Consider the following 24,195-nt stretch of genomic DNA (forward strand, 5'->3'; position numbering starts at 1 on the left):
CAGTTTCTTCAATAGCGAATTTAACCACTGAATTGGTCAAATTCACTACTGGATGGGGGTTTGCGGAATGCCAGGCTTAGTGGCGCACGTGAGTCAATGCGGATAACAGCAATTCAGGTCCTGATTCCGGCAAGTGGCCGCGCTCGGACAGGGTACGTCGCCACTGCCTTGCCCCTGGCACGCCTTGAAAAAGCCCCAGCATATGACGGGCAATCTGCCAGAAACGTGCACCCTGCTGCATTTGCCGCTCAATATAAGGGATCATCTGCTCTACCACCTCAAAAGGTGTTTTGGCAAAAGCAGCCTCGCCATAGAGCTGCTCATCAACCTGGCTTAACAACCAAGGATTGGTATAAACCTCACGGCCTACCATCACACCATCCAAATCGGTCAGTTGCTGCTGGCAGGCCTCGATGGTTTTCAGACCACCGTTTAATGAAAAGCTTAAATGCGGATAATCCCGCTTAAGCTGATGCACCCGTGGGTAATCGAGGGGTGGGATTTCGCGGTTTTCTTTTGGGCTTAAGCCCTTTAACCAGGCTTTACGGGCATGAATGATAAAGTGCTCACAACCGGCGGCAGCACACTGCTCGATTAAGGTGGTTAAAAACTCGTAGCTGTCTTGCTCGTCGATGCCAATGCGGGTTTTTACCGTCACCGGAATATCGGCCTGTTGCCGCATTTCAGCGACGCAAGCAGCAACCAGCTCAGGCCGCGCCATCAAACAAGCGCCAAACATGCCATTTTGCACCCTATCCGACGGGCAGCCGACATTGATGTTCACCTCGTCGTAGCCGCGCTCAGCAGCGATTTTAGCGCAGTGTGCCATATCGGCAGGATCCGAACCGCCCAGCTGCAGTACCAGTGGGTGCTCTTCTTCGTTGTAGGCCAGGTAATCGCCCTTGCCATGAATAATAGCACCAGTAGTGACCATCTCGGTGTAAAGCACCGCCCGCTGCGACAGCAAACGGTGGAAATAGCGGCAATGCCGATCAGTCCAATCCAACATCGGGGCAATGGAAAAGGTGTGGTTAATGGCGGCGGTCAAGGCAATCTCTCGGGCGACAACAAAACAGCTGGCTATTTTACCATTGAATGACTTGGTGCTAAAGCAGCTAAAATTGCCGGATGCAACTTTAGAGCACTATGTTAAACTGAATGGAGTGAAATACAGGAGCCTGCAATGTCTGTTGAAGTTCTGGTCGATAAAGCCCGTTTAGTGTGCATGCAAAAAGGCAGTCGTTTTACCGCTATCCGTGAGAAGGTGTTCCGCCTGCTGGCAAAAACTGAGAGTGGCGTTGGTGCTTACGAGCTGCTGGAAGAGCTAAAGCAAACCGAGCCAGGTGCCAAACCTGCCACCATCTACCGGGCACTGGACTTCCTGACTGAGCAAGGCTTTATCCATAAAATCGAATCCAGCAATGCGTTTATGCTGTGTCAGCACTTTGATCATCAACACCCTGCGCAGCTGCTGATTTGCGAGCAGTGCGGTCATGTCACCGAGCTGCACTCGCATAGCCTGGATCACGCTTTTACGGAACAAGCTGCTAAAGAAGGCTTTAGTATCAGCCGACAAACCATTGAAGCCCATGGCATTTGCAATCGCTGCAAAGCGAACCATTAAGCTGATTTTGCCGTATCTGAAAACTTGTGTATTGGCTAAACTCTATTACGCTTAACCAATAACTTGTTGTCAATTATCAACATTAACCTGACAGGCCTAATTTTCATGAACGTTGAATTCGTTAATCCATTTCTGTCGTCTCTGGTCAATGTGCTGGGCACCATGGCCAATACCAAGATCGTCCCTGGCCAGCCACGGCTGAAAAAAGATGAGGTGGCGCGGGGTGATGTCTCCGGCCTAATCGGCATGGTGGGCAGTGAAACCAAGGGCTCCTTTTCCATTACCTTTGAAGAATCACTGGCGCTGGAAATTATGTTTCGCATGCTGGGCGAGCGGCCAGCAAAAATTAATGAAGAAGTCACCGATATGGTGGGTGAAATCACCAATATGGTGACAGGTGGCGCCAAGCGGATTCTGGGTGAGAAAGGCTATGAGTTCTCGATGGCCACCCCTGTGGTCGTCTCTGGCAAAGAGCACACCATTACCCATAAATGCGATGGCCCTAAAATTCTGATGCCCTTTACCTCTGAGTTTGGCAAGGTGCATATTGAGGTTAGCTTTGACAATATGGGCGGTTAAGCACCGCCCTCGTAGACAAAATCTACTCTGGGGGTAATGTTGCACAGCAGCTCATAGGGAATGGTCCCAACCAGGGTCGCAATCTCTTCCACCGGCAAGCCCTGCCCCCATAACACCACTTGTTCGCCTGGCCTGATGATGGCATCCCCAATCTCGACGGTGAGCATATCCATGGAAACCCGCCCAACAATCGGAAAGCGCCGGCCTTGCATCAGGACCGGGGTGCCATTAGGAACATTGCGCGGATAGCCATCCCCATAACCAATTGCCACCACAGCCAAACGGGTTGTTTGCTGCGCCTGCCAGGCCGAGCCATAGCCAACAGTTTCTCCGGCGGCAATATCCCGCACTGCGATAACCCGGCTGCACAGCGTCATCACCGGCTGCAAGCCATGTTCAGAACCTTGCTTGCCAAGCAAAGGCGAAACACCATACAGCATTAGGCCAGGTCGTACCCAGTGGCCATGGCTTTGCGGCCAGCCAAGCACGGCAGCAGAGTTGGCTAAGGAAACCTCCCCGGCAAGACCTTGCGACCAGGTACTAAAGCGTTGCAGTTGCTCGATGGTATCCGGGCATTTTAGATCGTCCGCGCAGGCAAAGTGCGACATCAACCGAATGCCAGGTAAGCAGTTCGGGCTTTGCGACAAGGACTGCCAGGCGGCCTGGTAGTGCTCTGGCGGCAAACCAAGCCGGTGCATGCCGGTGTCCATTTTCAGCCACACCCGGATCGGTGCATCCAGTTCGGCGGCCAGGATAGCATCGATTTGTTCTTGTTGATGCACCACCACCTGCAAATTGCTGGCAACGATTTGTGGCAGCTCGTCGGCATCAAAAAAACCTTCCAGCAAGACGATGGGCTTCACAATTCCGCCAGCACGCAGTGCCAGTGCTTCGTCCAGTCGGGCTACGCCAAAGGCATCGGCTTGTTGCAACTGCTCAGCAACTTGCAGCATGCCATGACCATAGGCATTGGCTTTGAGCACCGCCAGCACCTTAGCCCCAGGTACAACCTCGCGCACCCGCGCCAAGTTGTGTTTTAGTGCTCCTACATCAATCCGCGCTACCGGTTTACGCAGCATGCTTAATCCTCGTCGAAACGGTAGGTGCCGGCATAATTGTCAAAGCGCGAGTACTGACCATGGAAGGTCAGTCGGACCCGGCCTATCGGGCCATTCCGCTGCTTACCAATGATGATTTCAGCCGAACCTTTGTCAGCACTGTCGTCGTTGTAGACCTCATCGCGGTAGATAAACATAATTAAATCAGCATCCTGCTCGATGGAGCCGGATTCGCGTAAGTCCGAGTTCACCGGTCGCTTATCCGCCCGTTGTTCCAGACTACGGTTTAGCTGCGACAGCGCCACTACTGGTACCTTCAGCTCTTTGGCCAGTGCTTTTAATGAGCGGGAGATCTCGGCAATCTCCAGGGTTCGGTTTTCACTCATGCCTGGTACGGTCATCAGCTGCAGGTAGTCGACCATGATCATACTAAGACCACCATGCTCACGTGCTACCCGCCGTGCCCGGGAGCGCACCTCGGTCGGTGTCAGGCCGGACGCATCGTCGATGTACATCTTGCCTTTGGTGTTGAGCAGCTCAATGGCGGAGGACAGCCTCGCCCAATCCTCGTCTTCCAACTGGCCGGTTCGGATCCGGGTTTGATCGATACGGCCAATGGAGGCCAGCATCCGCATCATGATTTGCTCGGAAGGCATCTCCAGGCTGAAAATAAGCACCGGTTTATCGCTGGTGATAGCGGCATGCTCGCACAGGTTCATGGCAAAGGTGGTTTTACCCATGGATGGCCGTGCAGCAACGATAATCAAATCCGAGGGCTGCAGACCACTGGTCATTTTGTCCAGGTCGACATAGCCGGTGGAGACCCCGGTCACGCCATTGTGGGGCTTGCTGAACAGCTCATCAATTTTTTCAATAGTCTTGCTGAGGATGTCATGAATGGGCTCTGGCCCTTCGTTGGCATTGGCCCGCTGCTCCGCTATTTTAAACACCCGGGTTTCGGCAAAATCCAGCAACTCGGCACTGGTGCGGCCTTGGGGATCATAGCCGGCATCGGCAATATCGTGCGCCACACCTATCATGTCACGGATCACCGCCCGTTCGCGCACAATGTCGGCATAAGCCAGGATATTGGCGGCACTGGGCGTGTTTTTGGCGATTTCGCCAAGGTATGCAAAGCCACCTACGTCATCCAGCTTCTGGTTTTGCTCCAGAGCCTGCGATACGGTGATCAAATCCATTGGTTGGTTTTGTTCGGCAAGCTTGGTGAGGGCATTAAAAATCAGCCGGTGCGCCCGCAGGTAAAAATCCTGCTCCACCACTTTTTCCGCTACCCGATCCCAGGCTTCATTGTCCAACATCAAACCACCTAATACCGACTGCTCGGCTTCGATGGAATGGGGTGGCATTTTTACCGCAGCAACCTGCTTATCTTTTTGCTTTTGCATAATTCCAAAATACGATGAAGTGACCCCGCCATCCTACCCTGACCTTAGAGGAATAAAAAGTAGAGACATAAGAATTATGTATTTTGGAATGCGCAACCTATCTGAGGCATTCCACAAATGAGCTAGTTAAAACAGAAAGTTAGGCGAGAAGGTAACATTCATGCCCGTTCCCGATCTGATTGCTCGCCAAAACTAAACAAAGCCACTAACAAATCCGCCTCCGAATTTACCGGTGTGATTCACACATTTATTTACAAACAACAAACACACATTAGTATTTTAACATAAATCTTATAGCTCAATAGAGTAACACCAAAGTCGTTTCAACCCTGTGCTCGTCTCTCTGCTATAAGTTATACACTCAGGTAGTAACATAGTTACACCCTTTCGAGCTTTCCCCTCAAACAGCCAGTAAATACTAAATCCTAGAGATTGAATCTTTGTAGATAACGGAGACAAATAGATATTAGCATCAGGATAGTTACGATCAATGGTATCAACTATCTCTGAGATAACACCAGCGGTGGTAAAGGGATCGTTAGCTGGTGCAAAGTAACGATTATTAATCCATGCACTATCTAAAGCCGCACCGCCGCCATCAGATGCTCGTAAAGCACTTTGCTGGTACATATCAGGGCTTAATGATGGAAATGAAAATATAGGGTAAATAATCGCCCCTTCCTTGTTATCAGCAACCTCACCTATAAGTTTATGATCATAGCCAACATTAATGATTAAAAATTCTTGCCCGCTTTTATTACCATACAAACCATTTACAGGACGAGGCTCCCCTGTTGTTGCAGTAGTGAAAGTAGTATCTTCCTGCTTAGAGTAATATTTCGGTTCAGAGTATAATGCTGTAAATTCTTTAACTTCAAGATACGATAGTTTAGCAGTAAGGAAGATTAAAACATGGCGCATAAAACCAGTTGTATCTATACATATCTTCTTACCTTCTAAATCTCCTAACTCAGCAAGAATTGCCGTTACTTGAGAAATTTCGTCAGTCGAAGGTGGCGTTACTTTAATGCCCTCTGATGGGTATTCACCAATCGTATACTTATATTCTGGATGTATAACCCAAACCTTCTTCTCAGAGCGCACATCTTCGAAAACTTTATTAACTCTGAAACTTGAGTTATATGCAGATAGAAAAATATCAAACTTAGGTAATTCTTCAGGAATTTTATCCGTCCGAATAGGACGCCGATAATACAAAGAGTAATCAAGCATTTAAAATAAACTCCTTTGCGGAGTTGAAACTTCCCTTGCTACTGGCTTAGGAATGCCGTTCCACTTCATATCTAGTTTATTCAAAATTCTATCGAAATCATTCGATCCTTCCAAATCGAAAACTGATAATAGGGTTTCTCTGTTAAGACTTAGGTCGCCACGTCTTGAAATTGGCAATGACCATTTGGGTGCAAGCAAGGGGTTTAGCTGAATTTTCCTGTTAAGTTTTTGACTATTTCTATCAGGTCTACCTTCGTTCATTTCAAAGATCAAAGAATAATTTAACGCGTCTTGCAAAATTTTTTTAGCCGACACTGTTAAATCATCGTCTGAAAAACTAAATGTCAAAGGAGAAACTTCTGGAATATTCATTGAAAAACGAGCTGTACGCAGAATAGATGCTAGACGACTTACCGATGCAAGTGCTGTGTCAGAGTCTTTACCAAAATTCGTATCTGATTCATACATAAAACGAGCAGCTTCCATCACAGCTTCAGTTTGAAACTCTATAGGAAGAGACTGGCCAGATATAAAATCTATCCCACGAAAAGTGGAAATTTCGAAAGCTTTGCTGAGAATTATCAATAAATTTCGGGGATTACCTGACGCCATTTTAACAAATGAGTCAAATCCAGCATAAACTACACCTCTGTTGGAATTAGCTTCTCTGCAAACCTGCGCAAACAAATCTGAAGCATAATGTCCATACGCATTAGTGTAATAGTTTCTTGTGGATTTAATTGTTGGCGAAATAAAATTGTCAGCGTCGGTTCTTATAGTTTCAGAGAGTGGTAAAGGTTGAACACCTTTCTTCATCTTTTTCATGAAGACCAATATATTAAGTTTTTGAATTACAATTGGCAGACCTAAAGTAAGGTTATTAATAACTTTATAGCATAATTCAGCTGCCTCTGGGTTATCACCATTGGCATTCATGAAAGCATTTTCAAAAGATTTTCTAAATGATACTTCATTTACCGACAGGTTTAAGCGACTTATGGCGTCAACATAAAAATTAGAACTCTGAACTTCTTCAAAACATAAAGATGGGTCAAATGCTTCATTAGGTCCGACTACATTCGACCGAGGTGAGATACCTGCAGAAATTAACCTCTTAATAACAAACCTTTTAGCGAAATCAGGAAACCTTATCTCATCACTAAGTAATATACTATCCAGATACGTAGTCTTAAATTCAGCACCTTCGCGATTTTCCTCTCCGTCAGCTAAAGTTGCCTGAGTCTTTACCGCATAACGCCGTCCTGTAACACGAAATGTTGCAAGGGATTCGCCGTAACGAATCAAAGTATTTACTACTTGCTGTTGTCGACTAGAGAAGTTTTCAATCTCATCTATAAGATAAATAAGAGGAATATTTTCTAACTCCCTGTTCCACTTTTGCATTGCTTTGCTAATTCGAAGGCAAAGAGAGCCAATTGAAAAAGGGGCTTTAAGCTCAAGGTTTCCGCTAAACGCAGCATCATTCACAGCTTCATCAATATTTCTTCTTTGGAGAATTATCCAATTCCTGAAATCTTTAATCGATTGGCAATTATCAATTCCATCTCCAAATAGACTCTGTTTAATCTCATTGAGGAAATTGCTGTCATTAAAAACTTCTTCTGTGGAAGTATCCCGGATGTCACATAAGGCATCTAAGACACCCTCCGCTAACTTTAACTCCAAATAGACGCCAAAAAGCTGTTGCCAGTTTATGGGAATATTGGAGCTTGCTTCGAATCTAGTTGCATCTACTCCAGTTGCTCTAAGGAAAATGGCTAGAAACTTGTGCTTTTTTAAGATTGAAACACCGCTTTCACCTTGAGAACGAAGTCTTACTACTGGGTAAGAATAATATCTAAGTAAATGAGTTTTCCCCGTTCCCTTGCCACCTAGAATAAATTTTGAGACTTTTGAAGTTGGCTCAATAATAGTATTTATAATTTTTGCTGAACCAAGATCTGTCCATAAAGAATTGATCTGCTTGTCTGTAAAATCTGAAGCTCTTGCAAGTGTAAATGGGTTATCTGTCACCATTAGAACCATCCAAATAATTAATACTCTTTATGATATCTAAGAAACGCTGGAGCCCAAGGTAGATCCTTAACGTCAGCCCAATAAATTGGCGGCACATTGTCCGGTGTATTGTGCGAGAAACCAATAAGCAACTGACCGTTTTTATAGCCCAGCGGATGATTAGGCCAGATCCTTTTACCGTAGCTCTCAGTTATTAATGACATTTTCTCTTTATCAAACCAATTTGGGCATGTTGCGAAATATCGAGAGCCTTCATCGAAGGCTTGAAAAGAGCTATCAAGTTCAAATAAACACATCGCCTTCCCATTAAAAAGTTTCTGATTATTTAATTTTTCTAATCCAGACGTAGTTGCAAAGAGTGACATAAATCGAATGTCTAAGGTTGGATTTGATTGCCGTAAACCACTCAAATATTCACTCAGATAATCAGTCACTTGAGTTCCAGAGCCAACTAAATCGTCAAAAAATACTAGCCTGGTAATATTTTGACCTCGAAAATCAAAAACAACTTCATTTCTATCTTGAGCCTTACGATAACTCAGAGTTGAAGCGAGATCTGCGAATAAATCTTTAGGTAAAGAGTTTACTTGTCGGAAATAGTACAGTAAATGAGCTCCACTTTCTGACGGATTACCAACACCTATAAAACGGGTACTTCGAAGTTCTGCATCGAACGCATTATCGATTATTTTTTTGTCTAGAGTTCCACCTGAGTTGCGACGGATTCGCTGTCTAATTGGTGAAAAAAAGTGATCCCTATATAAGGACTTGAGCATTTCACGCACTAGCCTTTTACCAAAATACATAAATCTTGAAATCGCGAAAATGGCGTACAACTGCTCTTCATCACGATCAAAAAAGCTTCCATCAAAGTTTTTTAGCCAAGCATCAATCCCAGCCCAAGAGACTTCCTGATCCCAAGCATGGTTTATTAGGTTTCGAAGCTTAGATTCGAGGATTTTCTTTTCCATAATACTAGTTATTCACTTTGAAAAAACCAGGACACTCTCTCGGGATATAACTGACGCAGTTCTGTTTCTTTTTGTCATCAATCCACGTGACTTAATATGATCTATTAGACTGAGCTCTAAATTTAGCCCAAGAGATGTCAAAATAGTCACTATAAATTCGTCATTTCGAAGAGTCTCATTACAAACTTGGTTATTACCTGTAACTATAACAATGTGACCATTCTCCGAAGTTACACGTGCCATTTCCGCAAGGGCATCTTTCATTTCAAGTAGATATTGACGAGTGATAAATCCTCTGAGCTCGTTTTTTGCTTTTATTTTCCCAACAACATCTTCATAAGAATCAGGAAGTTCACCTTGAGGCATAACTCTCCTAAACTTGGGCGCGTGTTCTCTACCAATTGATTGATCCTCTAAGACGGTAAGCTTATCAGGCTCTATAAGGCCAAGCCAATTGAGAGAGATGCTTGAAGAACGAATATATTTCTGAGCACTGCCGTATGGGGGAGAAGTAACAATCAATGGGACTTGAAAGTTTTTTGTACCTAAACTATCACAGGCGAGTCGCCTTGCATCCCTGCTAATAATTGATGCTGACGCCCTGTCACTATTAAAGCGATTAGCAGATGCAACTCGCTCAATGTTTGCTAACGATATCCTTACAAATTCTTGGAGTGGAGAGGATTCTTCTAACCATTTTAGTTTCGAAATTATTTTATTATTTGTTGCATCGCTAAACCGCTCTCTAGTTTTCAACCTAACAGGTACTGATATAGCGGGATCGGCATTACTAAAGCGTTTAGCGGTGACTGAGAAGCAGACTCTAAAGAAATCTCTAATTTCATTACCTTTTACTTCCATAACAGCTCTGAGAATAATTTCCAGAGCTTTCTTTCTCTCAGCTGAATACCAAAGATTACTATTAACTATAGCAATCTCTGGAGCACTCCTGTATCGCTTACACCTATAAGTAATCGCCTGAAGCTCCTCGGACAATTCCTGTACATCATAGTTAGTTGTCTTAACTTTAGTAATCAATAATGCTAAGGGATTAGAATCGGAAACATATGGGGTACAACCTGCTAAAGATGCCTCAAGAGCAACAGTACCAGAACCACAAAATGGATCTAAAACTGCTTTTTCATTTTTGAACAAAGTAGATGCTTTGACAAAAAAGTTGGCTATATGTGGAATTAACTTTGCGGGGTAGGTATGAATTTGATGAGTATACTGGTCACCTAACTTAACCCATTCTACTAGAGTTCTAAAATCGACCTCAAGAGGTAAACCAGAAGCACGAAACTTAGCTATTAAATCCCTGTAGATTTCCGAAGAATCCTTGATTAACGATTTGGTTTTTGGCACCACAACCTTACCTTCGTCATCTTCAAATTTCAAAACTGCTCGCCTATTAACCAAATTCATTCTCTGGAACGACGCAAAATAATATTATTGATGATTGTATCTAGTGCAGACGTACGAGACAAATGTATTCTGTCAATTAAAATTTGATAGTGCTTGCAAAAGCAATATTGCAGGAAAAATGGTGCCTAGGGTCGGACTCGAACCGACACGTTGTTTCCAACGGTGGATTTTGAATCCACTGCGTCTACCAATTTCGCCACCCAGGCACTGGGGGAAAACGCAGTCATTATACGATGGCTTTTGTCACACGCAAGCGAATTTATCCATCGCCTTCATTGTTTGGCTATAAAATCACCGCTATAACCGCTGTTGTATGCGCAATTGCGATAAATGCTATGCCTCTGGGTAAACCGTAGCGCGGGATCCTCTACCGATCGCTCACACCGGGCAGACCATTGTAGCGGTAGCCCCCTATCCAACCGGCTGCTAATCATCCGCTGCCGAGGGTATATCTATACCCGCTGGTTGCCAAAGCTCGATAGGGTTGCCCTCCGGATCATGCAAACGCGCAAAACGCCCGTTGGGGTAGGTTTCTGGATCCAGCTGGACTTCGATGGCACTGGCAGTAAGCTGCGCGACCATTTTATCCAGATCCAGCACCCGGAAATTGAGCATCCAGGCTTGCTCCGGCTTGCCAAAATAGTCGCTATCGGCCGGGAAAGGAGCAAATACGGTCGGGCCTTTTTGCTGCCACCAGGGCGATTGCTGATACGTATCAGGGACAGGATCAATCCCAAGATGCTCTGTATACCAGCGCGATAAAGCGGCTGGGTCTTTGGCTCTGAAAAAAATGCCTCCGATACCGGTTACTTTTTCCATGTCGCTGCTCACACCATTTCGATGCTTCTACTATAGACCAGTTAGCACCATCTGGCGGCTGATGACATCCATTAAGGCGCAGCCGACAACTGACTCTCTATCTGCTCCACAATCGCCTGCTGGCACACCGGACAAAAGTGGTTGTCGCCCATATCCAGCAACATAATGCAGGCCAGGGCCGGTCGGTAGTAATGCTCAGCGCTGTAGTTGGCGCCCAGAAAAGCACCCACGACGCCCTGATGCGGCTCGGCTGTTAAGGTCGACATCTGCCGGTTTTGCATAAACGCCTGCTGGTTCCAGGGTGTTGGAATGGGAATGCCTTCGGTGGCAAGATGCTGCCACTTTAAAGGGGCTAACCCCGCCTTGCTGGTAATATTGGGCTGGTAAGGCTCAATGGTCCCGTCACTGCCGGCATAACCCGGGGTATCGTGAAAGTATTCATCCGCCAGGCCAGCCAGTGAGTGCCCGAGTTCATGCAGTAATAAAAACTCCCGCCTTGGGTGAAACGCCGGGGCAATGGCGTAGGTTTGGAAAATGCCACTGCCATGATAATCACTCGAATTAGTCAGGATCACGATGCTGTGATAGGGCACAGCCATAGCGGCGTTACGAATGGCGTGAACTTCCATACTCAGTGCATAGCGCGGCATGCCCAGGGCATTGGGGTTAACGGCAAAACGGGTATCCAGCGGCTGCCCGCCGTTGCGAAAGCCAATGCCACTGTCGGTGGACGGCGTCATCACTGCATGCACCTGCATACGTGGCCGCAAACGATCAAAAGGGGCGTACTGAAACAACGCCTGGCTTAGTTCGCTGGCCGCCTGAAAAAATGCCTCGACCTCACCAGCCTGAAAGCCTTCGGCAAGAAATACCAGGCCATAGGCCTGCTCCTCCGTATTTGCCGCCTGCAACAGCCGGATGCTGTCTGTGGCAGGAGGCATAGGCGCAGGCTGCGCTTGCGAGGGTAAATCCAGTTGCCAGACAGCTTGAAAAGGTTGGCCGGGCTTATCCAACTGCCGGCGAAAAATTTGCAAACGTGCTGGCACCTCAGGGGCAGGAAAACGCAGTGACTCTTCAAAATAACGCTCGTTGTGACTGGTATCAGAGCTAAGCGACCAATCAGCAAATAAGGATGAATAGCTTTGAGCATAGAGCAGCTCCCCAGTAGCGGACTTTGTGATTTCAAAGCGGTAATCACCACGATTCAGCTTATCCTGTAAATCCACCGGGCCTTGCCATAGCAGGGGTTCTTGCCATAAACCGCTTTTCCGGAACTGTTCCTTACCACCCTCAAGGCCATGCAGCACATCCAATCTCCAGGTGGCTGGCGCAGCTGCATCCAGTTGTCCTGCCAGACACAATAATCCCACCAAAAACCAAAATTTCATCAATGCATCATCCCACACTGGCTATCGTTCATCTGTACCCAAGCTAGCCTGCATTTTCAGCAGCGCCAGCGACAAAGTCATCGGTAGCCGCCATAGATGCATAAGCGAAAAAAATCCCAGCCAAACCGTTTATAGCAAAGATACCGCGACTGATACCTGAAGCAGCACCAACCAGACCCATGACGCTGGTCGATATTTACTCAGTTTGCTATCAAAAGAGGCTGCTAAAAAAACAACACTATGCAGCACTAACAAAAACAAAATAACAACATCATAAGGAAGGAACAGCGATGCCCACAGTCAATAATCCATACCCGATCGTCCATTCCAGGCTTCGTTACCCCCGTTTGACGCTGGCCTGCTTGTCTGCCTTGCTAACCCTGCCAGCCCTCTCTGCCGAGAATGAAACCGGGCCAGATAGTGAAGCAAGGCCGGAAGTCATAACCATCACCGGCAGCCGTATCCGCCGCACCGACCTGGAAACCCATACCCCTGTGGTCAGCATCAGTGCCGAAGAGATCCTTCAGTCAGGGGCCGTAGATGTCAATCAGTTGCTGAATCAATTACCGGCAATGGTCCCCGCCAGCGGGACTGAAACCAGCAACGCCAGAGGCTATGCAGGAACCAGCACGCAGGACTTACGCGGTATGGGTTCCATTCGTACCCTGGTACTGGTCAATGGTCGTCGTCATGTACCATCCATTCCCGGCACCAGCACCGTGGATGTATCGTCCATCCCAACCGCTCTGATTGAACGGGTGGATGTGCTAACCGGCGGCGCCTCCTCAGTTTATGGCGCCGATGCAGTATCTGGCGTAGTGAATATTATTTTAAAACAGGATTTTACCGGCACACAAATGAGTGCTTCCTATGGTGCCACCACCAAGGGTGATGCCAATCGCTGGTACGGCACTCTGACTCATGGCCAAGCCTTTGCTGATCAGGCTGGCTTTTTTAATCTGCATGTGAGTTATCACACGTCCAAGCCAGTGGAAGGCAGGGATCGCCGTTACATTGCCAATGATTTAACCTACATCGACAACCCACTGGCAGGGCAAGAGGGGGAGTACGATTTTATTCTGGGCCGACGCACCCCACTATATTCCAGCAGTTATCGCACTTTTTTACTGGACGGTCGCCCCTACCGGCTGGATAGTTCAGCTCAACCTCAGCCGCTGTTACCAGACTCAGCCGAAGTGTTTGGCAACAGCACTACCCAGTTGGCCGCTTTATCGGTAGATGACACCTACGGCTCTTTCTATTCACGTTATGAGTGGGCACGCCTGGCCGTGCCATTGCAAAAACTGAACCTGAGCAGCAACTTCAACCGTGAACTCAGTGCCAATACCACCCTAACCGGTGAATTGAAGTATGTCCGTTCCAATTCAGAAAGCCGACTCAGCCCTCTGGTGGAGTATGGAGTGGCGCGACTGCCGGTTGATTATGCGTTTTACACGCCAGAGCAGCAGGCAGAAGTATCACAGAGCGGTCAGGGGTTATTGTTTGGTGGTTACTTTCCGGAAATGGGCCGGATGGGCAGCGACCTTCAGTACGATTTGTATCAGGCCGTATTGGTAATAGAAGGCTATACAAGCAACCAACATCGCTGGCAACTCAGTGCCCAGCATGGTGCAACCCGACTACAAACCACGCACCTGAACTCCTACCGGGAAGAGCATTGGCGTAAAGGCGTTTGGGGCAGCTTTCGGGATCCACAAAGCGGTGAAATCCGCAGTTGTGATAGCGATTGTGTCCCTATCAACGTGTTTCAGCCGCTGACAGAGGAAGCTATGAGCTACCTGAAACTGGATCCGCACCAGAGCAGCGCCAAACTGCAACAAAGCATCCTGGCAGCCAACCTGGATGGCGACTTATGGCAGTTACCTGCAGGTTACATTAGTTACGCAGCTGGCGTTGAACATCGTCGTGAACAAAGCCGCAGTACCCCATCGGATGTGCAATTGACTGGTATTGGCCCCAGCAGCATGCGCAGTGAACCGCTGATTGGTAAATACCATGTCAGTGAGGCCTATGCCGAACTGCGCCTGCCGCTACTTGATGGCCTGCCCGCAGCAGAGCGACTGAGTCTGGATACCGCATGGCGCACCGCCCGTTACAACCTGGCTGGTACCAACCACAGCTGGAGTCTGGGCCTGGACTGGATGCCATTCGAGACCTTAAAAGTTCGGGCATCGCGCGCTAAAGCAGTGCGAGCTCCGAACATCAATGAAATTTTCCAGCCGCAAAGCCAGTTCCGCAACTATGTGTTTGAAGTCTGTTTTTCCGCCTACCGTCAGCTGGGTTCCGAATACCGCGAAGCCAACTGCGATGCACTTGGTTTAACCGATCCGGCCAACTACTATTGGGATGCGCTCATTGTCACCACCGGCAATGATCAACTTCGCGCGGAACGGGCCTATACCTTTACCGGTGGTCTGGTGTACTCACCCGGCTTTATCGACAACCTTAACCTGACCGTGGATTACTGGGACATCAATCTGGTCGATAAAATTGGTACTTTACCCTGGGGTGAAGTCTACCCAAACTGCATGGACAGCAGCAGCCTGGATAATATTTTCTGTCAGTTGATTGAGCGGCGCGATGACCTGATGGTGCTGAACCTGTCTTATCTGAACCTGGCCCGCCACCAAACCCGCGGCATTGATTATGCGCTGGATTACCATTACCCCATCCAGCAGCTCGGGCTCACACTGGGCTTGAACAGCAACTGGGGCCGCCTGATTGAACGCAAACTCCAATCGGATCCGGCAGCCTCGGTTCTGGAGACCGTCGGCGGCATGGCCTTTCCTAAATGGCGTGGTCGCAATCGCTTGAGCCTAAGCTCCCAAAAAAGCAGCCTGAACCTGACGGCTCATTACATTGGCCGGCAAAAGCCCAGTATTTCCCGCGATCCGTCTCGGTATGAGGTCACGGAAACCGGCCGGGTTTGGTACCTTGATCTGACACTTAGCCACCGCCTGACCGAGCAGTTGTCACTGTCGGCTTCAGCCTTTAACCTGACGGACCGGCAAACGCCGCAGATCCCAGGTGCCAGCACCGGGGGCGCCAGCTGGGAAATGGGCTACACCGCAGGACTGTATAATACGCTAGGGCGCTACTACAGCCTTGGCATTCACTACAGTTTCTGATACATCTGGCCGGGGCTCTGATCCGCAGAGCCCTTATTTGATGAGAAAACATGAAAACTCTTGCCATACAGCAACCGATCAAACAATTACGCCAGCGTTTGCGCCTGCTCGGTCCGGCAGATATGTTGGTGATCGCGCTTCTTAGTACCAGCTGTGCTGTACTCAGCGCGCTGCATCAGCAAGTGTACCAGCCAGACATTAGTCTGAGTTATCTGCTGGCCAGCTTTACCGAATACGCCAAAGTTTTTAACCTGATTGGATTTTCTCTGGTCTTCATTTACCTGCTTCTGATGCCAGCTCCCAGCCAGTCAGTATCCTTTTATCGCATGGCAGCTATCGGAACGCTGACCTTTTTGCTCAGCTGGGCACTGAGCATGCTGCTGTTTCCCTGGGATAAAACCTTGCTGCCCCCGCTTTGGGAAGCAGCCACTTACCTCCTGCGCATTCTGCTGTCCTCCGTTTGGGTGATTTTTGTATTGCTGTATCTAAAAAACCGCTTTACCCAACCTCAGTTTCAGCAGCTGCAACAGCAGATTCACGAAACCGCTCAACAGCGGGATCAGGCCGAAATGGAGCTGCACCTGCTGCAGGCTCAGCTGGAGCCGCACTTTTTCTTTAATACCCTGGCCAATATGCACAACCTGATTGATTTGGATCCAGAGAAAGCCAAGCTGTTGTTGGAAGAGCTGACCAGCTATCTGCGGGCCAGCATTCCGCAATTTCGTCAGCCTTTTATTCCACTGGCCGAGGAGGTCAGCATCATTGAACGCTATCTGGCCATCCAGAAAATCCGCTTTGGCAGCCGCCTGGAGTACAAACTGAACATCAGCCCAAATGCAGCGGATGCGATGGTACTGCCGATGTCGGTACTAACCCTGGTGGAAAATGCCATCAAGCACGGTTTAGAAAAAATCACCGGCACAGGCCAGATCCAGCTGAGTGCTCGTATCGCCCAACAACAACTTCAGATTGAAGTCAGTGACAGTGCGGCCCAACCGCTGCAAACTCAGCAGGGTACCGGCCTGAATAATTTACAGGCCCGTTTGCAGGCAGCCTATGGCCAGGCCGGGCATTTTTCCATCCGGGTGCAACCAGGGCAATGCACAATAGCTCAGTTAGGAGTGCCACTGCATGGTTAAACTGCTGATCGCAGAAGATGAAGAGATCTTACGCCTTAGCCTGCAAAAAAAGCTGGCCAGGCTTTGGCCCCAAGCAAAGCTGGTGGCTCAGTGCAGCAATGGGGAAGACGCACTGGCGGCACTGGAACAACTGCAACCCGATGTCGCCTTTTTGGATGTACAAATGGGCAGCCTGTCCGGGCTGGATGTGGCCTGCTTAAGTTCGCATTTATGCCACCTGGTGTTTGTCACGGCCTATGATCAGTACGCGGTAAAAGCCTTTGAAGCCGGTGCCATTGATTACCTGTTAAAACCCTATTCCGATGCCCGCCTGCAACAATGCATTACCCGACTGCAGCAGCGGCTGCATCAACCTCCGGCGCGATTGGACCGAGCCTCGTTACAGCCAACCGGAGGCACTTATCTGAACCAGTTAAAGCTGCAATTAGGCAATAAAATCTGGTTGCAAAAAACCGAGAATATTTTGTACTTTCATGCCAGTGGTCGTTACGTCGAAGTGGTCACCACCGAGCGTGAATTTGTGGTACGCACACCGCTCAAAGAGCTGGAGAAACAGCTGGACCCTCAACTATTTTGGCGGATCCATCGCAGTACCCTGATCAATATTCAGCAGCTCGATCATGTCAAAACCCTGGATTCAGAGCAAATGCAAGCCTGGATGAAAGGCTGCACCAAGCCACTCGCCATCAGCCGAAGTGGTCAGCACCTGTTTAAGCCAACCGAATGGTCCAATGGATGAAACCTTGCATCCAGCTTACAGTCGCTCTGCTGCTGTGCGCCCTTTTGAGCCATTGCAGCCAGTTACCACCCACCCCGACATCAGAGCTGCTGCCCCCTTCCGCAGTAGCCGTTCAGCAGTTCAATCAAGGTTTTCGCGTACAGTTGACGTTAAACAGTATGGAAATGCAGTTGGCGCCCTGGGCGTTGCAGTTTGATGCTGTCTCGTTACATGATCAGGATCTATTGCCCTACATACGCATGCTCACGCAGGAGCTGGGCAAATACCCGACCGAGCTGCTTGAGCTATCCGGGCTGCAGCAGATCCTGCTGGTGCGAAATCTGTCGGTCGCCGGCCAGCCCAGATTGGCTGTGCCCGATTATGTGCACGAAGTGCTGATCTACGACATTGGTCACCACGATATGGCCTTCAACCGTCATGTGCTGCATCACGAGTTTTACCACATGCTGGAAGAAGAGCTGTATGGCTCGGCGTATTACCGCGATCCACTCTGGCTGCCACTAAAACCGGCTGATTTTCGCTACGGTAAAGGCGGGGCCTACGCCAGAGCCAGTGAGGATGCCGCTTTCTCCCATCCACTGCAGGGCTTTATCAACCGCTACGCCATGAGCGGCCTGGAAGAAGACAAAGCAGAGCTTTGGACCATCCTGTGGGCCGATGCCAGCTGGCGGCAGGTAAAACCCATGCTGCAGCAAGATCAGCTGCTACGCGACAAGCTGCAACTGCTGGTGTATCAAATTGGTTGTTTGGCACCAGAGATCCGTCCCAGACTAGCGCACCGGCTAAGTAAGCTCGATTTACCGTTTATCGCCTGCGCTCAAAAGGAGTAGCGCAGGCCCAGGCATGATTTGCAGCCCTAGCACCAAGAATACAGCCCGTAAGCTTAGGCGGTGGCTGTCGGCAAGTGAATACCGGCAATCATGCAGCGTGCAGAGCCACCAGCCGATTCAATGGTCGGTACCTGAATAGACACCAAGCGGGCTGTGTGTTCGATGCGCTGTATTTGTTCGCCCGTTAAGGCATTACTCGCCGTTTCGGACATCACCAGCAAAGGGCCTTGGCTGCCTGTGAGCTCAATGGCATTGGCGCAAAAAGATTGGATCTGCTGAAAGGATAAATCAATCACCTCACGACCACTTTGCTGAAAATAGGCCAGCAGTTCCGCACGCTCTGGCTCAGGCACCATCTGCAGGCAAATAAGGACAAACTGGCTTGCCACGCACATCATCACATTGGTGTGGTACACCGCCACCCCTTGCTGATCAAAGGCATTAAAAATCACCGGCGTCAGGTTAAGCTGCTGACACACCTTGCGCACCAGGGCCGGGCTGGTGCGTTTTGATACAGCGGCAAAAGCCAGGTGATTGAGGTGATCAATCACCAGTGAGCCGGTCCCTTCCAGAAACAGCTGTTGCTGAACGTAGCTCGTGTAATCAACCACTTCCGCGACCTGATACTGCGCCTTTAGCAGCTCAATGATATCCGGCCGAACCTCAAGCCGGCGGTTTTCAGCAAACATAGGGTAAATCACTACCCGGCCATCGGCATGGGTGGAAAACCAGTTGTTTGGAAAGACCGAGTCCGGTGTTATCTGCTGTTCATCCTCAAATAAGTGCACCAGCACGCCATGGCGTTCGAGTTGGCGGACAGCAGCACTGACTTCCGCGTAAGCTTGCTGTTTGGCATCGCGGTTGCTATTGCTGGTTTGATAAGCATTGTCCCGCATGGTCTGAGGGTTTGAACAAAAATGATGGGGCCGTACCATCACTACAGCAGCTGGGGCCTGCACAGAATTACGCATCAGGCATCACCTGCTTCGCTGAAAAAATCAATGACTGCATACCTTTCCTTTTCAATAAACCATAGTAAGCCCGGAAACTGCGCTATTGTATTCAGTTCAACTGCCAGACAAAATGGCAAAAATTACATTTTTTTGCAGCGCCTTGATCCTGTTTCAAATGACACTGCCAACCGGCCCTGCTGTGCGATATACTGAAGCACCATCAGCGGAGTGAACCATAAATATGCTGCGGTCATGTATTTTATTTGCAGTCTTATTGCTGCTTGTGAGTCTGGTGCCCGCCAATGCCGACAACCGGATCCTGGACGAGCAGCGCGAGCGCAACAGACAGCATCATGAAGACATGCTGGCGCACCCCGAGGTGGAGGTGTTGCCTTCTGGTCTGGGTTTTCAGCAGATTACCGAAGGCAGTGGTGCCAGACCATCGGAGCTAAGTTCAGTGCAGGTGTATTACCGCGGCCGGCTGCTAAACGGCGATACCTTCGATGCGCAGCTACCACCGGATGAGCCCATAGAGTTTATCCTGCATCAGGTGATCCCTGGCTGGCAGGAAGGCTTAAAACGAATGCGTGAAGGCGGCACCGCCCGGCTGCATGTGCCGCCACAGCTGGCTTATGGCGACCAATCGATGCCTGGTATACCGCCTTTTAGCCTGCTGATTTTTGATATCGAGCTGGTACGGGTGATCGGCTTTCGTCGTGATGAGCCCGTTCAAAGCCACGGAGCTTACCAATGAGCCGATTCCAACAACGCAATCACCCGCTGCGCGATCTGCTGGATCAGGAGTTGCGCCAGCGCACTTTCCCCGCCCTGCAGGCGCCTTGTCGGCTGTGTCAGTTTGTGCTGACGGTCAGCCCGAGCAGCCGCAGTGAAGAGTTTCAGCAAATGCAACAATTGGCGTTGCAGCAAGGGGCGCAACTAAAAGAAACCGACAATGATTTGAATTTGTCTTTGTACGGCACGACTTTACGCTGGGAAAAACATGGCGAATTCTCCAGCTATACCTTTATCCAGCCAGGCAGTGGCACTGAGTTATTTGATGATCCACTGGATTTCCTACCCGCCAAAGACTGGCTGGAACCTTTCCCTGGTCAGGTATTCCGGGTGATCCAGCTGAGTGTGCTGGACAGCAAGAGCTGCACCAAAGAGCAGGACATTGCAACGATGTTCAATCCGGATCATTGCATCAGCAGTTATCTGGCGGATCAAAAAGCCCGCATCTGGACCGATTTTCAAAAACATGCTGAAGGCGCTGGACGGATGCTGATGCAAGACCGCGGACTTAGTCCGGCTCAGCTCGGTCGTCTGGTGCAGCAATTGTTTGATCTGGGCAATTACCGCAAGCTCTCCTTGCTAGGCTGGCCGCTGGCCCGCAAAGCCATCGTTAAACTCGATACGCTGGAGAAACAACTGTCCTACATTACACAGCGCATTGAACAGGCCGAAGAGCACGACGAACCACTTTTGGCCGAAATGACCCGCATGGCAGCACAGACCGAACACCTGATTGCCGAGAACAGCTCACGGCTGCAAGCCAGTGCGGCCTACTACCAACTGGCGCTTGATCGGATCAAAAGCCTGAATGAAACACCCATTGATGGCCTGCTGTCGCTGCAGGATTTTACCGAGCGCAGGCTAACGCCGGCTTACCGCACCAGCGAGTCGGTGCTGTTTCGTCAGCAAGGTCTCTCCAACCGCCTGGGGCGCTGCACTGAGCTGCTGCGTACCCGTATCAGTTTGAAACTGGAACAGCAAAACCAGCGCTTATTGGCGTCGATGGATCAGCGCGCCCGGCTGCAACTAAAACTGCAGCATATGGTGGAAGGCTTGTCGGTGGTCGCCATCAGCTATTACGCCATGCAGCTGTGTCAGCATGGTATTCGCGCTTTGCAGTATTGGTGGCCTGATCTCAATAAAGAGCTTTGGCACAGTCTCAGCCTGCCATTGGTAATAAGTTTTGTCGCGCTGTTGCTGTACAGTTTTCGCCGACGATTAAAGCGTGCCGAAGCGAACTAATTTCGCAGCCAGAGCGGCTATGCTACACTCTGGCGCATCTAAAGCAGGTGAGATTGTGCATGTTTGAACAAGCGCCCAGGGCTGGTTTTGCCCGTCGTTTAGCCGCCATTATTTATGATGTACTGGTGCTGTGTGCGGTGATTATGGCCGCTGCTGGTATGGCCTTTGCGCTGGTGATTGGCCTGGAGCATACCGGCTTGCTGGATTTATCTGCTTATGAAGACACCGCCGCGTTTTTTGGTCAGGGCCTGCAGCGTTGGCTCTATTTGCTGTACTTATTGTCGGCCGGAGTTGGCTTTTATGCTTACTTCTGGCTACGGGCCGGCCAAACACTGGGCATGAAAGCCTGGCGCTTACTGCTACTGCAGCAAAATGGCCAGCAGCTGACGCCTGCGCAAGCCATACTTCGTGCCTTATTGGCTGTGGGTGGCCTAGGTAATTTCTGGCTGTTTCTGCGCTGGGGTAAAGGGTTGGCACTGCAGGATCAACTGACCAACACTCAGATGGTGCTGATCAGCAAAGAGCAAAGCAAGCAGTTGAATTTGTACAAAACAGCGCGTTGACAGCGGTTGTTGGATTGAGCCCCTGCTCTGCTGGCGGCTCAAACCTTTTTACGCATCAGATAAATCGCCAACACGATAAACAACAAACTCGGCAACACAGCGCCGAGCAGCGGCGGCATCTGGTACACCAGCGCCACCGGGCCAAAGACTTCGTTACTCATGTAAAAAGCAAAACCGGTCAGCACCCCCATGATGCCCCTGGCTGCCATGGTCACGCTGCGCAGCGGCCCGAAGATAAAAGACAGCGCCATCAGCAGCATGGCGATAATGGTAATGGGCTGAGTTAACTTACGCCAGTACGCCAGCTCGTAGCGGCTGGTATCCTGCTGATTGGCGCGCAGGTAGTCGAGGTAATCGCTTAAGCCCCGTAACGACAGCATCTCGGGTTTGATGGTCACTACCCCCAGCTTATCCGGCGTTAAGGTCGAGCGCCAACGCTGCTCCTGCCATTGATGCCGCTCTATCCGATCCGGATGAAAATGCAACCGGCTGACCTGACGAAGCACCCAGGCATCCTGCCTGAAACGCGCCGACTCGGCATAAATGATGGCTTCCAGTTTCAGCTCATCGCTAAACTCGTAAATCGCCACCCCGGCCAGATCGCCACTGTCTTTCACCTCTTTGATGTTGACAAAATCATCGCCATCTTTGGCCCAAATGCCCTGCTGCACCGCAAAGAGGTTGCCGCCAGAGATCGCTTTAATCCGCAGCTCTCTGGCCGCACGATCGGTCGCAGGTGCCCCCCACTCGGCAACCGCCATCACCACCAGCATCATCAGTACCGCTGTTTTCATCACCGCATTGATGATATTCAGTCGGGATAAACCCGCCGCCTGCATCACCACCAGTTCGCTGTTGCTGGCCAACAACCCCAAACCGACCAAACCGCCGATCAGAGCCGCCATCGGAAAAAACATGACCAGATCGCCCGGCATGCTGTACAAGCTAAACAGCACCGCATGCAGGGTATCGTAATTGCCCCGGCCAATGGCGCGCAGCTGATCCAAAAAGCGGAATAAACCGGACAGGATCATCAAAACCACCAGCGTCAGAGCGGTGGTGGCCAGAATGGTTTTACCCAGGTAAATATCCAGGATGCGGATCATGCGGTCGCCTCCCGCAGTCGACGCTGCCAGCGTCGCACCCAAGGGTGTTGCTGTGCCATTAAGGCCAGCCCCATCACCAAAGCACTCAGGTGGATCCACCACATGCCAAGCCAACCCGGCAACTGACCATTTTCCAACGCCGAGCGGGTGACAATCAGCAGCATGTAATACCCCAGATAGAGCCCAAGGGCAGGCAGTAACTTACCAAATTTACCCTGGCGCGGGTTCACCCGACTAAGCGGCACCGCAATCAGCGCCAGCAGCACAATCGATACGGGAATAGCAATCCGCCAATGCCACTCGGCCATGGCTTCAGGATCGTCCAGTTGTTGCAACAATTGCGGGGTGGTCAGGCTACTGAGTTTTCGACGACGATGTTCAACTTCCTGCTCACGGATTTGCAGCTGGTAACGGCCAAATTCGATCACTTCAAAGGGCGGTGACTGCAGTTGGCCAGCATAACGACGGCCTTGCTCCAGCACCAGCATCTGGGCGCCGCTGGCGTCTTCCTGCACAGCGCCACTTTGCGCATAAACAATGGAATGATACGGTTTACCGTCACGAATTTCGCTTTGCGCCACAAAAACGCGCGATAATTCACCGCTGCCGCGGGCAATATCATGCACAAACAGCACGGCGCGCTCATTGGAGGTTTGTTGAAAACGCCCTGGCACCAGCGAGTAGAGCCCAACATCGCTTTCCACCCGTTCCAGCACTTCGTATTCCCGCTCCATCGACCAGGGACTCAGCGCCATGCTGACCCAGGCCGCAGCAACAGCCAGCAGCAGCGACCAGCTTAATACAAAAACGCCGATGCGCCGCTCACTCAGACCGGTAGCATGCAATACCGTCATCTCGCTGTCGGCATAAATCCGGCCCAACGCAATGAAAATACCCAGAAAGGCACTGAGTGGCAGAATAATCAGCGCCAATTGTGGTAGCTTCAGCCCAACCATCGTGAATACCAGCTGCGCCGGCAAATCGCCTTCGGAAGCATCGGCCAGAATACGCACAAAGCGCTGACTCATGATGATGGTCATCAGGATCAGAAAGACAGCCAGCTGCGACTTGGCCACTTCTCCAATCAGATAACGGAAAATAATCAAAAAATGCCCCCTGAAAACCGGTCTTTTTGCTGAAAC

The 24,195-nt window shown here is 49.8% G+C and carries 21 protein-coding genes and 1 tRNA gene; 9 read left to right on the top strand and 13 right to left on the bottom strand.

Annotated features, from left to right (window positions below; translation table 11 throughout):
* Window positions 1-76: 76 nt before the first annotated feature.
* Window positions 77-1,048 (bottom strand): tRNA dihydrouridine(20/20a) synthase DusA, encoded by a 972-nt coding sequence (gene dusA / locus BLW37_RS01255; RefSeq protein WP_281248641.1) that lies wholly within the window; start codon window positions 1,046-1,048, stop codon window positions 77-79.
* A 135-nt stretch (window positions 1,049-1,183) separates the two neighbouring features.
* Between dusA and BLW37_RS01260 the strand changes: the two genes are divergently transcribed.
* The gene (locus BLW37_RS01260; RefSeq protein WP_091338235.1) at window positions 1,184-1,624 is read left to right on the top strand and encodes a transcriptional repressor; all 441 of its coding nucleotides are present in this window, start codon (window positions 1,184-1,186) and stop codon (window positions 1,622-1,624) included.
* A gap of 105 nt (window positions 1,625-1,729) precedes the next feature.
* Window positions 1,730-2,203, top strand: coding sequence for a chemotaxis protein CheX (locus BLW37_RS01265; RefSeq protein WP_091338238.1), 474 nt, complete (start codon window positions 1,730-1,732; stop codon window positions 2,201-2,203).
* On the opposite strand, the gene alr is transcribed toward BLW37_RS01265, so the two are convergent.
* From alr to BLW37_RS01310, 9 genes are all read right to left on the bottom strand, one after another.
* Window positions 2,200-3,282, bottom strand: coding sequence for an alanine racemase (alr, locus tag BLW37_RS01270; protein ID WP_091338240.1), 1,083 nt, complete (start codon window positions 3,280-3,282; stop codon window positions 2,200-2,202). The genes BLW37_RS01265 and alr overlap by 4 nt on opposite strands.
* A gap of 2 nt (window positions 3,283-3,284) precedes the next feature.
* Window positions 3,285-4,667 (bottom strand): replicative DNA helicase, encoded by a 1,383-nt coding sequence (gene dnaB / locus BLW37_RS01275; protein ID WP_091338242.1) that lies wholly within the window; start codon window positions 4,665-4,667, stop codon window positions 3,285-3,287.
* A gap of 291 nt (window positions 4,668-4,958) precedes the next feature.
* Window positions 4,959-5,900 carry a hypothetical protein gene (locus BLW37_RS01280; RefSeq protein WP_091338244.1) on the bottom strand — a complete coding sequence of 314 codons (942 nt, stop codon included), beginning with the start codon at window positions 5,898-5,900 and terminating at the stop codon, window positions 4,959-4,961.
* Window positions 5,901-7,937 (bottom strand): ORC-CDC6 family AAA ATPase, encoded by a 2,037-nt coding sequence (locus BLW37_RS01285; protein WP_091338246.1) that lies wholly within the window; start codon window positions 7,935-7,937, stop codon window positions 5,901-5,903.
* A 17-nt stretch (window positions 7,938-7,954) separates the two neighbouring features.
* Window positions 7,955-8,908 (bottom strand): phosphoribosyltransferase-like protein, encoded by a 954-nt coding sequence (locus BLW37_RS01290; RefSeq protein WP_091338249.1) that lies wholly within the window; start codon window positions 8,906-8,908, stop codon window positions 7,955-7,957.
* A 12-nt stretch (window positions 8,909-8,920) separates the two neighbouring features.
* Window positions 8,921-10,306 carry a class I SAM-dependent methyltransferase gene (locus tag BLW37_RS01295; RefSeq protein WP_171907510.1) on the bottom strand — a complete coding sequence of 462 codons (1,386 nt, stop codon included), beginning with the start codon at window positions 10,304-10,306 and terminating at the stop codon, window positions 8,921-8,923.
* Window positions 10,307-10,452: 146 nt separating this feature from the next.
* Window positions 10,453-10,539 (bottom strand) — tRNA-Leu (locus tag BLW37_RS01300).
* A 220-nt stretch (window positions 10,540-10,759) separates the two neighbouring features.
* Entirely contained in the window at window positions 10,760-11,152 is a 393-nt protein-coding gene (locus BLW37_RS01305) for a VOC family protein (protein ID WP_091338255.1), read from the bottom strand.
* 71 nt (window positions 11,153-11,223) lie between these two features.
* Window positions 11,224-12,540 (bottom strand): M64 family metallopeptidase, encoded by a 1,317-nt coding sequence (locus BLW37_RS01310; protein WP_139243639.1) that lies wholly within the window; start codon window positions 12,538-12,540, stop codon window positions 11,224-11,226.
* 290 nt (window positions 12,541-12,830) lie between these two features.
* On the opposite strand from BLW37_RS01310, the gene BLW37_RS01315 reads away from it, so the two are divergent.
* Genes BLW37_RS01315 through BLW37_RS01330 form a run of 4 tightly spaced genes read left to right on the top strand, consistent with a single transcriptional unit; the run spans window position 12,831 to window position 18,397 of the window.
* Complete coding sequence (locus tag BLW37_RS01315) at window positions 12,831-15,689, top strand: TonB-dependent receptor plug domain-containing protein (RefSeq protein ID WP_091338260.1); 2,859 nt, start codon at window positions 12,831-12,833, stop codon at window positions 15,687-15,689.
* A gap of 50 nt (window positions 15,690-15,739) precedes the next feature.
* Window positions 15,740-16,828, top strand: a complete 1,089-nt coding sequence (locus tag BLW37_RS01320) for a sensor histidine kinase (RefSeq protein WP_091338262.1) — start codon at window positions 15,740-15,742, stop codon at window positions 16,826-16,828.
* The gene (locus BLW37_RS01325; protein ID WP_091338263.1) at window positions 16,821-17,567 is read left to right on the top strand and encodes a LytR/AlgR family response regulator transcription factor; all 747 of its coding nucleotides are present in this window, start codon (window positions 16,821-16,823) and stop codon (window positions 17,565-17,567) included. Before BLW37_RS01320 ends, BLW37_RS01325 begins: the two co-directional genes overlap by 8 nt.
* Window positions 17,564-18,397 carry a zinc-binding metallopeptidase gene (locus BLW37_RS01330; protein ID WP_091338267.1) on the top strand — a complete coding sequence of 278 codons (834 nt, stop codon included), beginning with the start codon at window positions 17,564-17,566 and terminating at the stop codon, window positions 18,395-18,397. The genes BLW37_RS01325 and BLW37_RS01330 overlap by 4 nt, the downstream gene beginning before the upstream one ends.
* 53 nt (window positions 18,398-18,450) lie before the next feature.
* Here BLW37_RS01330 and ctlX read toward each other — a convergent pair whose 3' ends face one another.
* Window positions 18,451-19,368: a citrulline utilization hydrolase CtlX gene (ctlX, locus tag BLW37_RS01335; RefSeq protein ID WP_091338270.1), complete on the bottom strand. Its 918-nt coding sequence runs from the start codon at window positions 19,366-19,368 to the stop codon at window positions 18,451-18,453.
* A 265-nt stretch (window positions 19,369-19,633) separates the two neighbouring features.
* On the opposite strand from ctlX, the gene BLW37_RS01340 reads away from it, so the two are divergent.
* Genes BLW37_RS01340 through BLW37_RS01350 form a run of 3 tightly spaced genes read left to right on the top strand, consistent with a single transcriptional unit; the run spans window position 19,634 to window position 21,947 of the window.
* Window positions 19,634-20,104: an FKBP-type peptidyl-prolyl cis-trans isomerase gene (locus BLW37_RS01340; protein ID WP_245785595.1), complete on the top strand. Its 471-nt coding sequence runs from the start codon at window positions 19,634-19,636 to the stop codon at window positions 20,102-20,104.
* A complete protein-coding gene (locus tag BLW37_RS01345; RefSeq protein ID WP_091338278.1) occupies window positions 20,101-21,384 on the top strand; it encodes a DUF3422 family protein in 1,284 nt (427 codons plus the stop codon). The genes BLW37_RS01340 and BLW37_RS01345 overlap by 4 nt, the downstream gene beginning before the upstream one ends.
* Before the next feature lie 59 nt (window positions 21,385-21,443).
* Window positions 21,444-21,947 (top strand): RDD family protein, encoded by a 504-nt coding sequence (locus BLW37_RS01350; RefSeq protein ID WP_091338281.1) that lies wholly within the window; start codon window positions 21,444-21,446, stop codon window positions 21,945-21,947.
* Between the two features lie 38 nt (window positions 21,948-21,985).
* On the opposite strand, the gene lptG is transcribed toward BLW37_RS01350, so the two are convergent.
* Both lptG and lptF read right to left on the bottom strand, forming a co-directional pair.
* A complete protein-coding gene (gene lptG / locus BLW37_RS01355; RefSeq protein ID WP_091338285.1) occupies window positions 21,986-23,053 on the bottom strand; it encodes an LPS export ABC transporter permease LptG in 1,068 nt (355 codons plus the stop codon).
* Window positions 23,050-24,159 carry an LPS export ABC transporter permease LptF gene (lptF, locus tag BLW37_RS01360; protein ID WP_091338291.1) on the bottom strand — a complete coding sequence of 370 codons (1,110 nt, stop codon included), beginning with the start codon at window positions 24,157-24,159 and terminating at the stop codon, window positions 23,050-23,052. The genes lptG and lptF overlap by 4 nt, the downstream gene beginning before the upstream one ends.
* Between the last annotated feature and the right edge of the window lie 36 nt (window positions 24,160-24,195).

This window comes from Alkalimonas amylolytica (assembly GCF_900107845.1).
Classification (GTDB): domain Bacteria; phylum Pseudomonadota; class Gammaproteobacteria; order Enterobacterales; family Alteromonadaceae; genus Alkalimonas; species Alkalimonas amylolytica.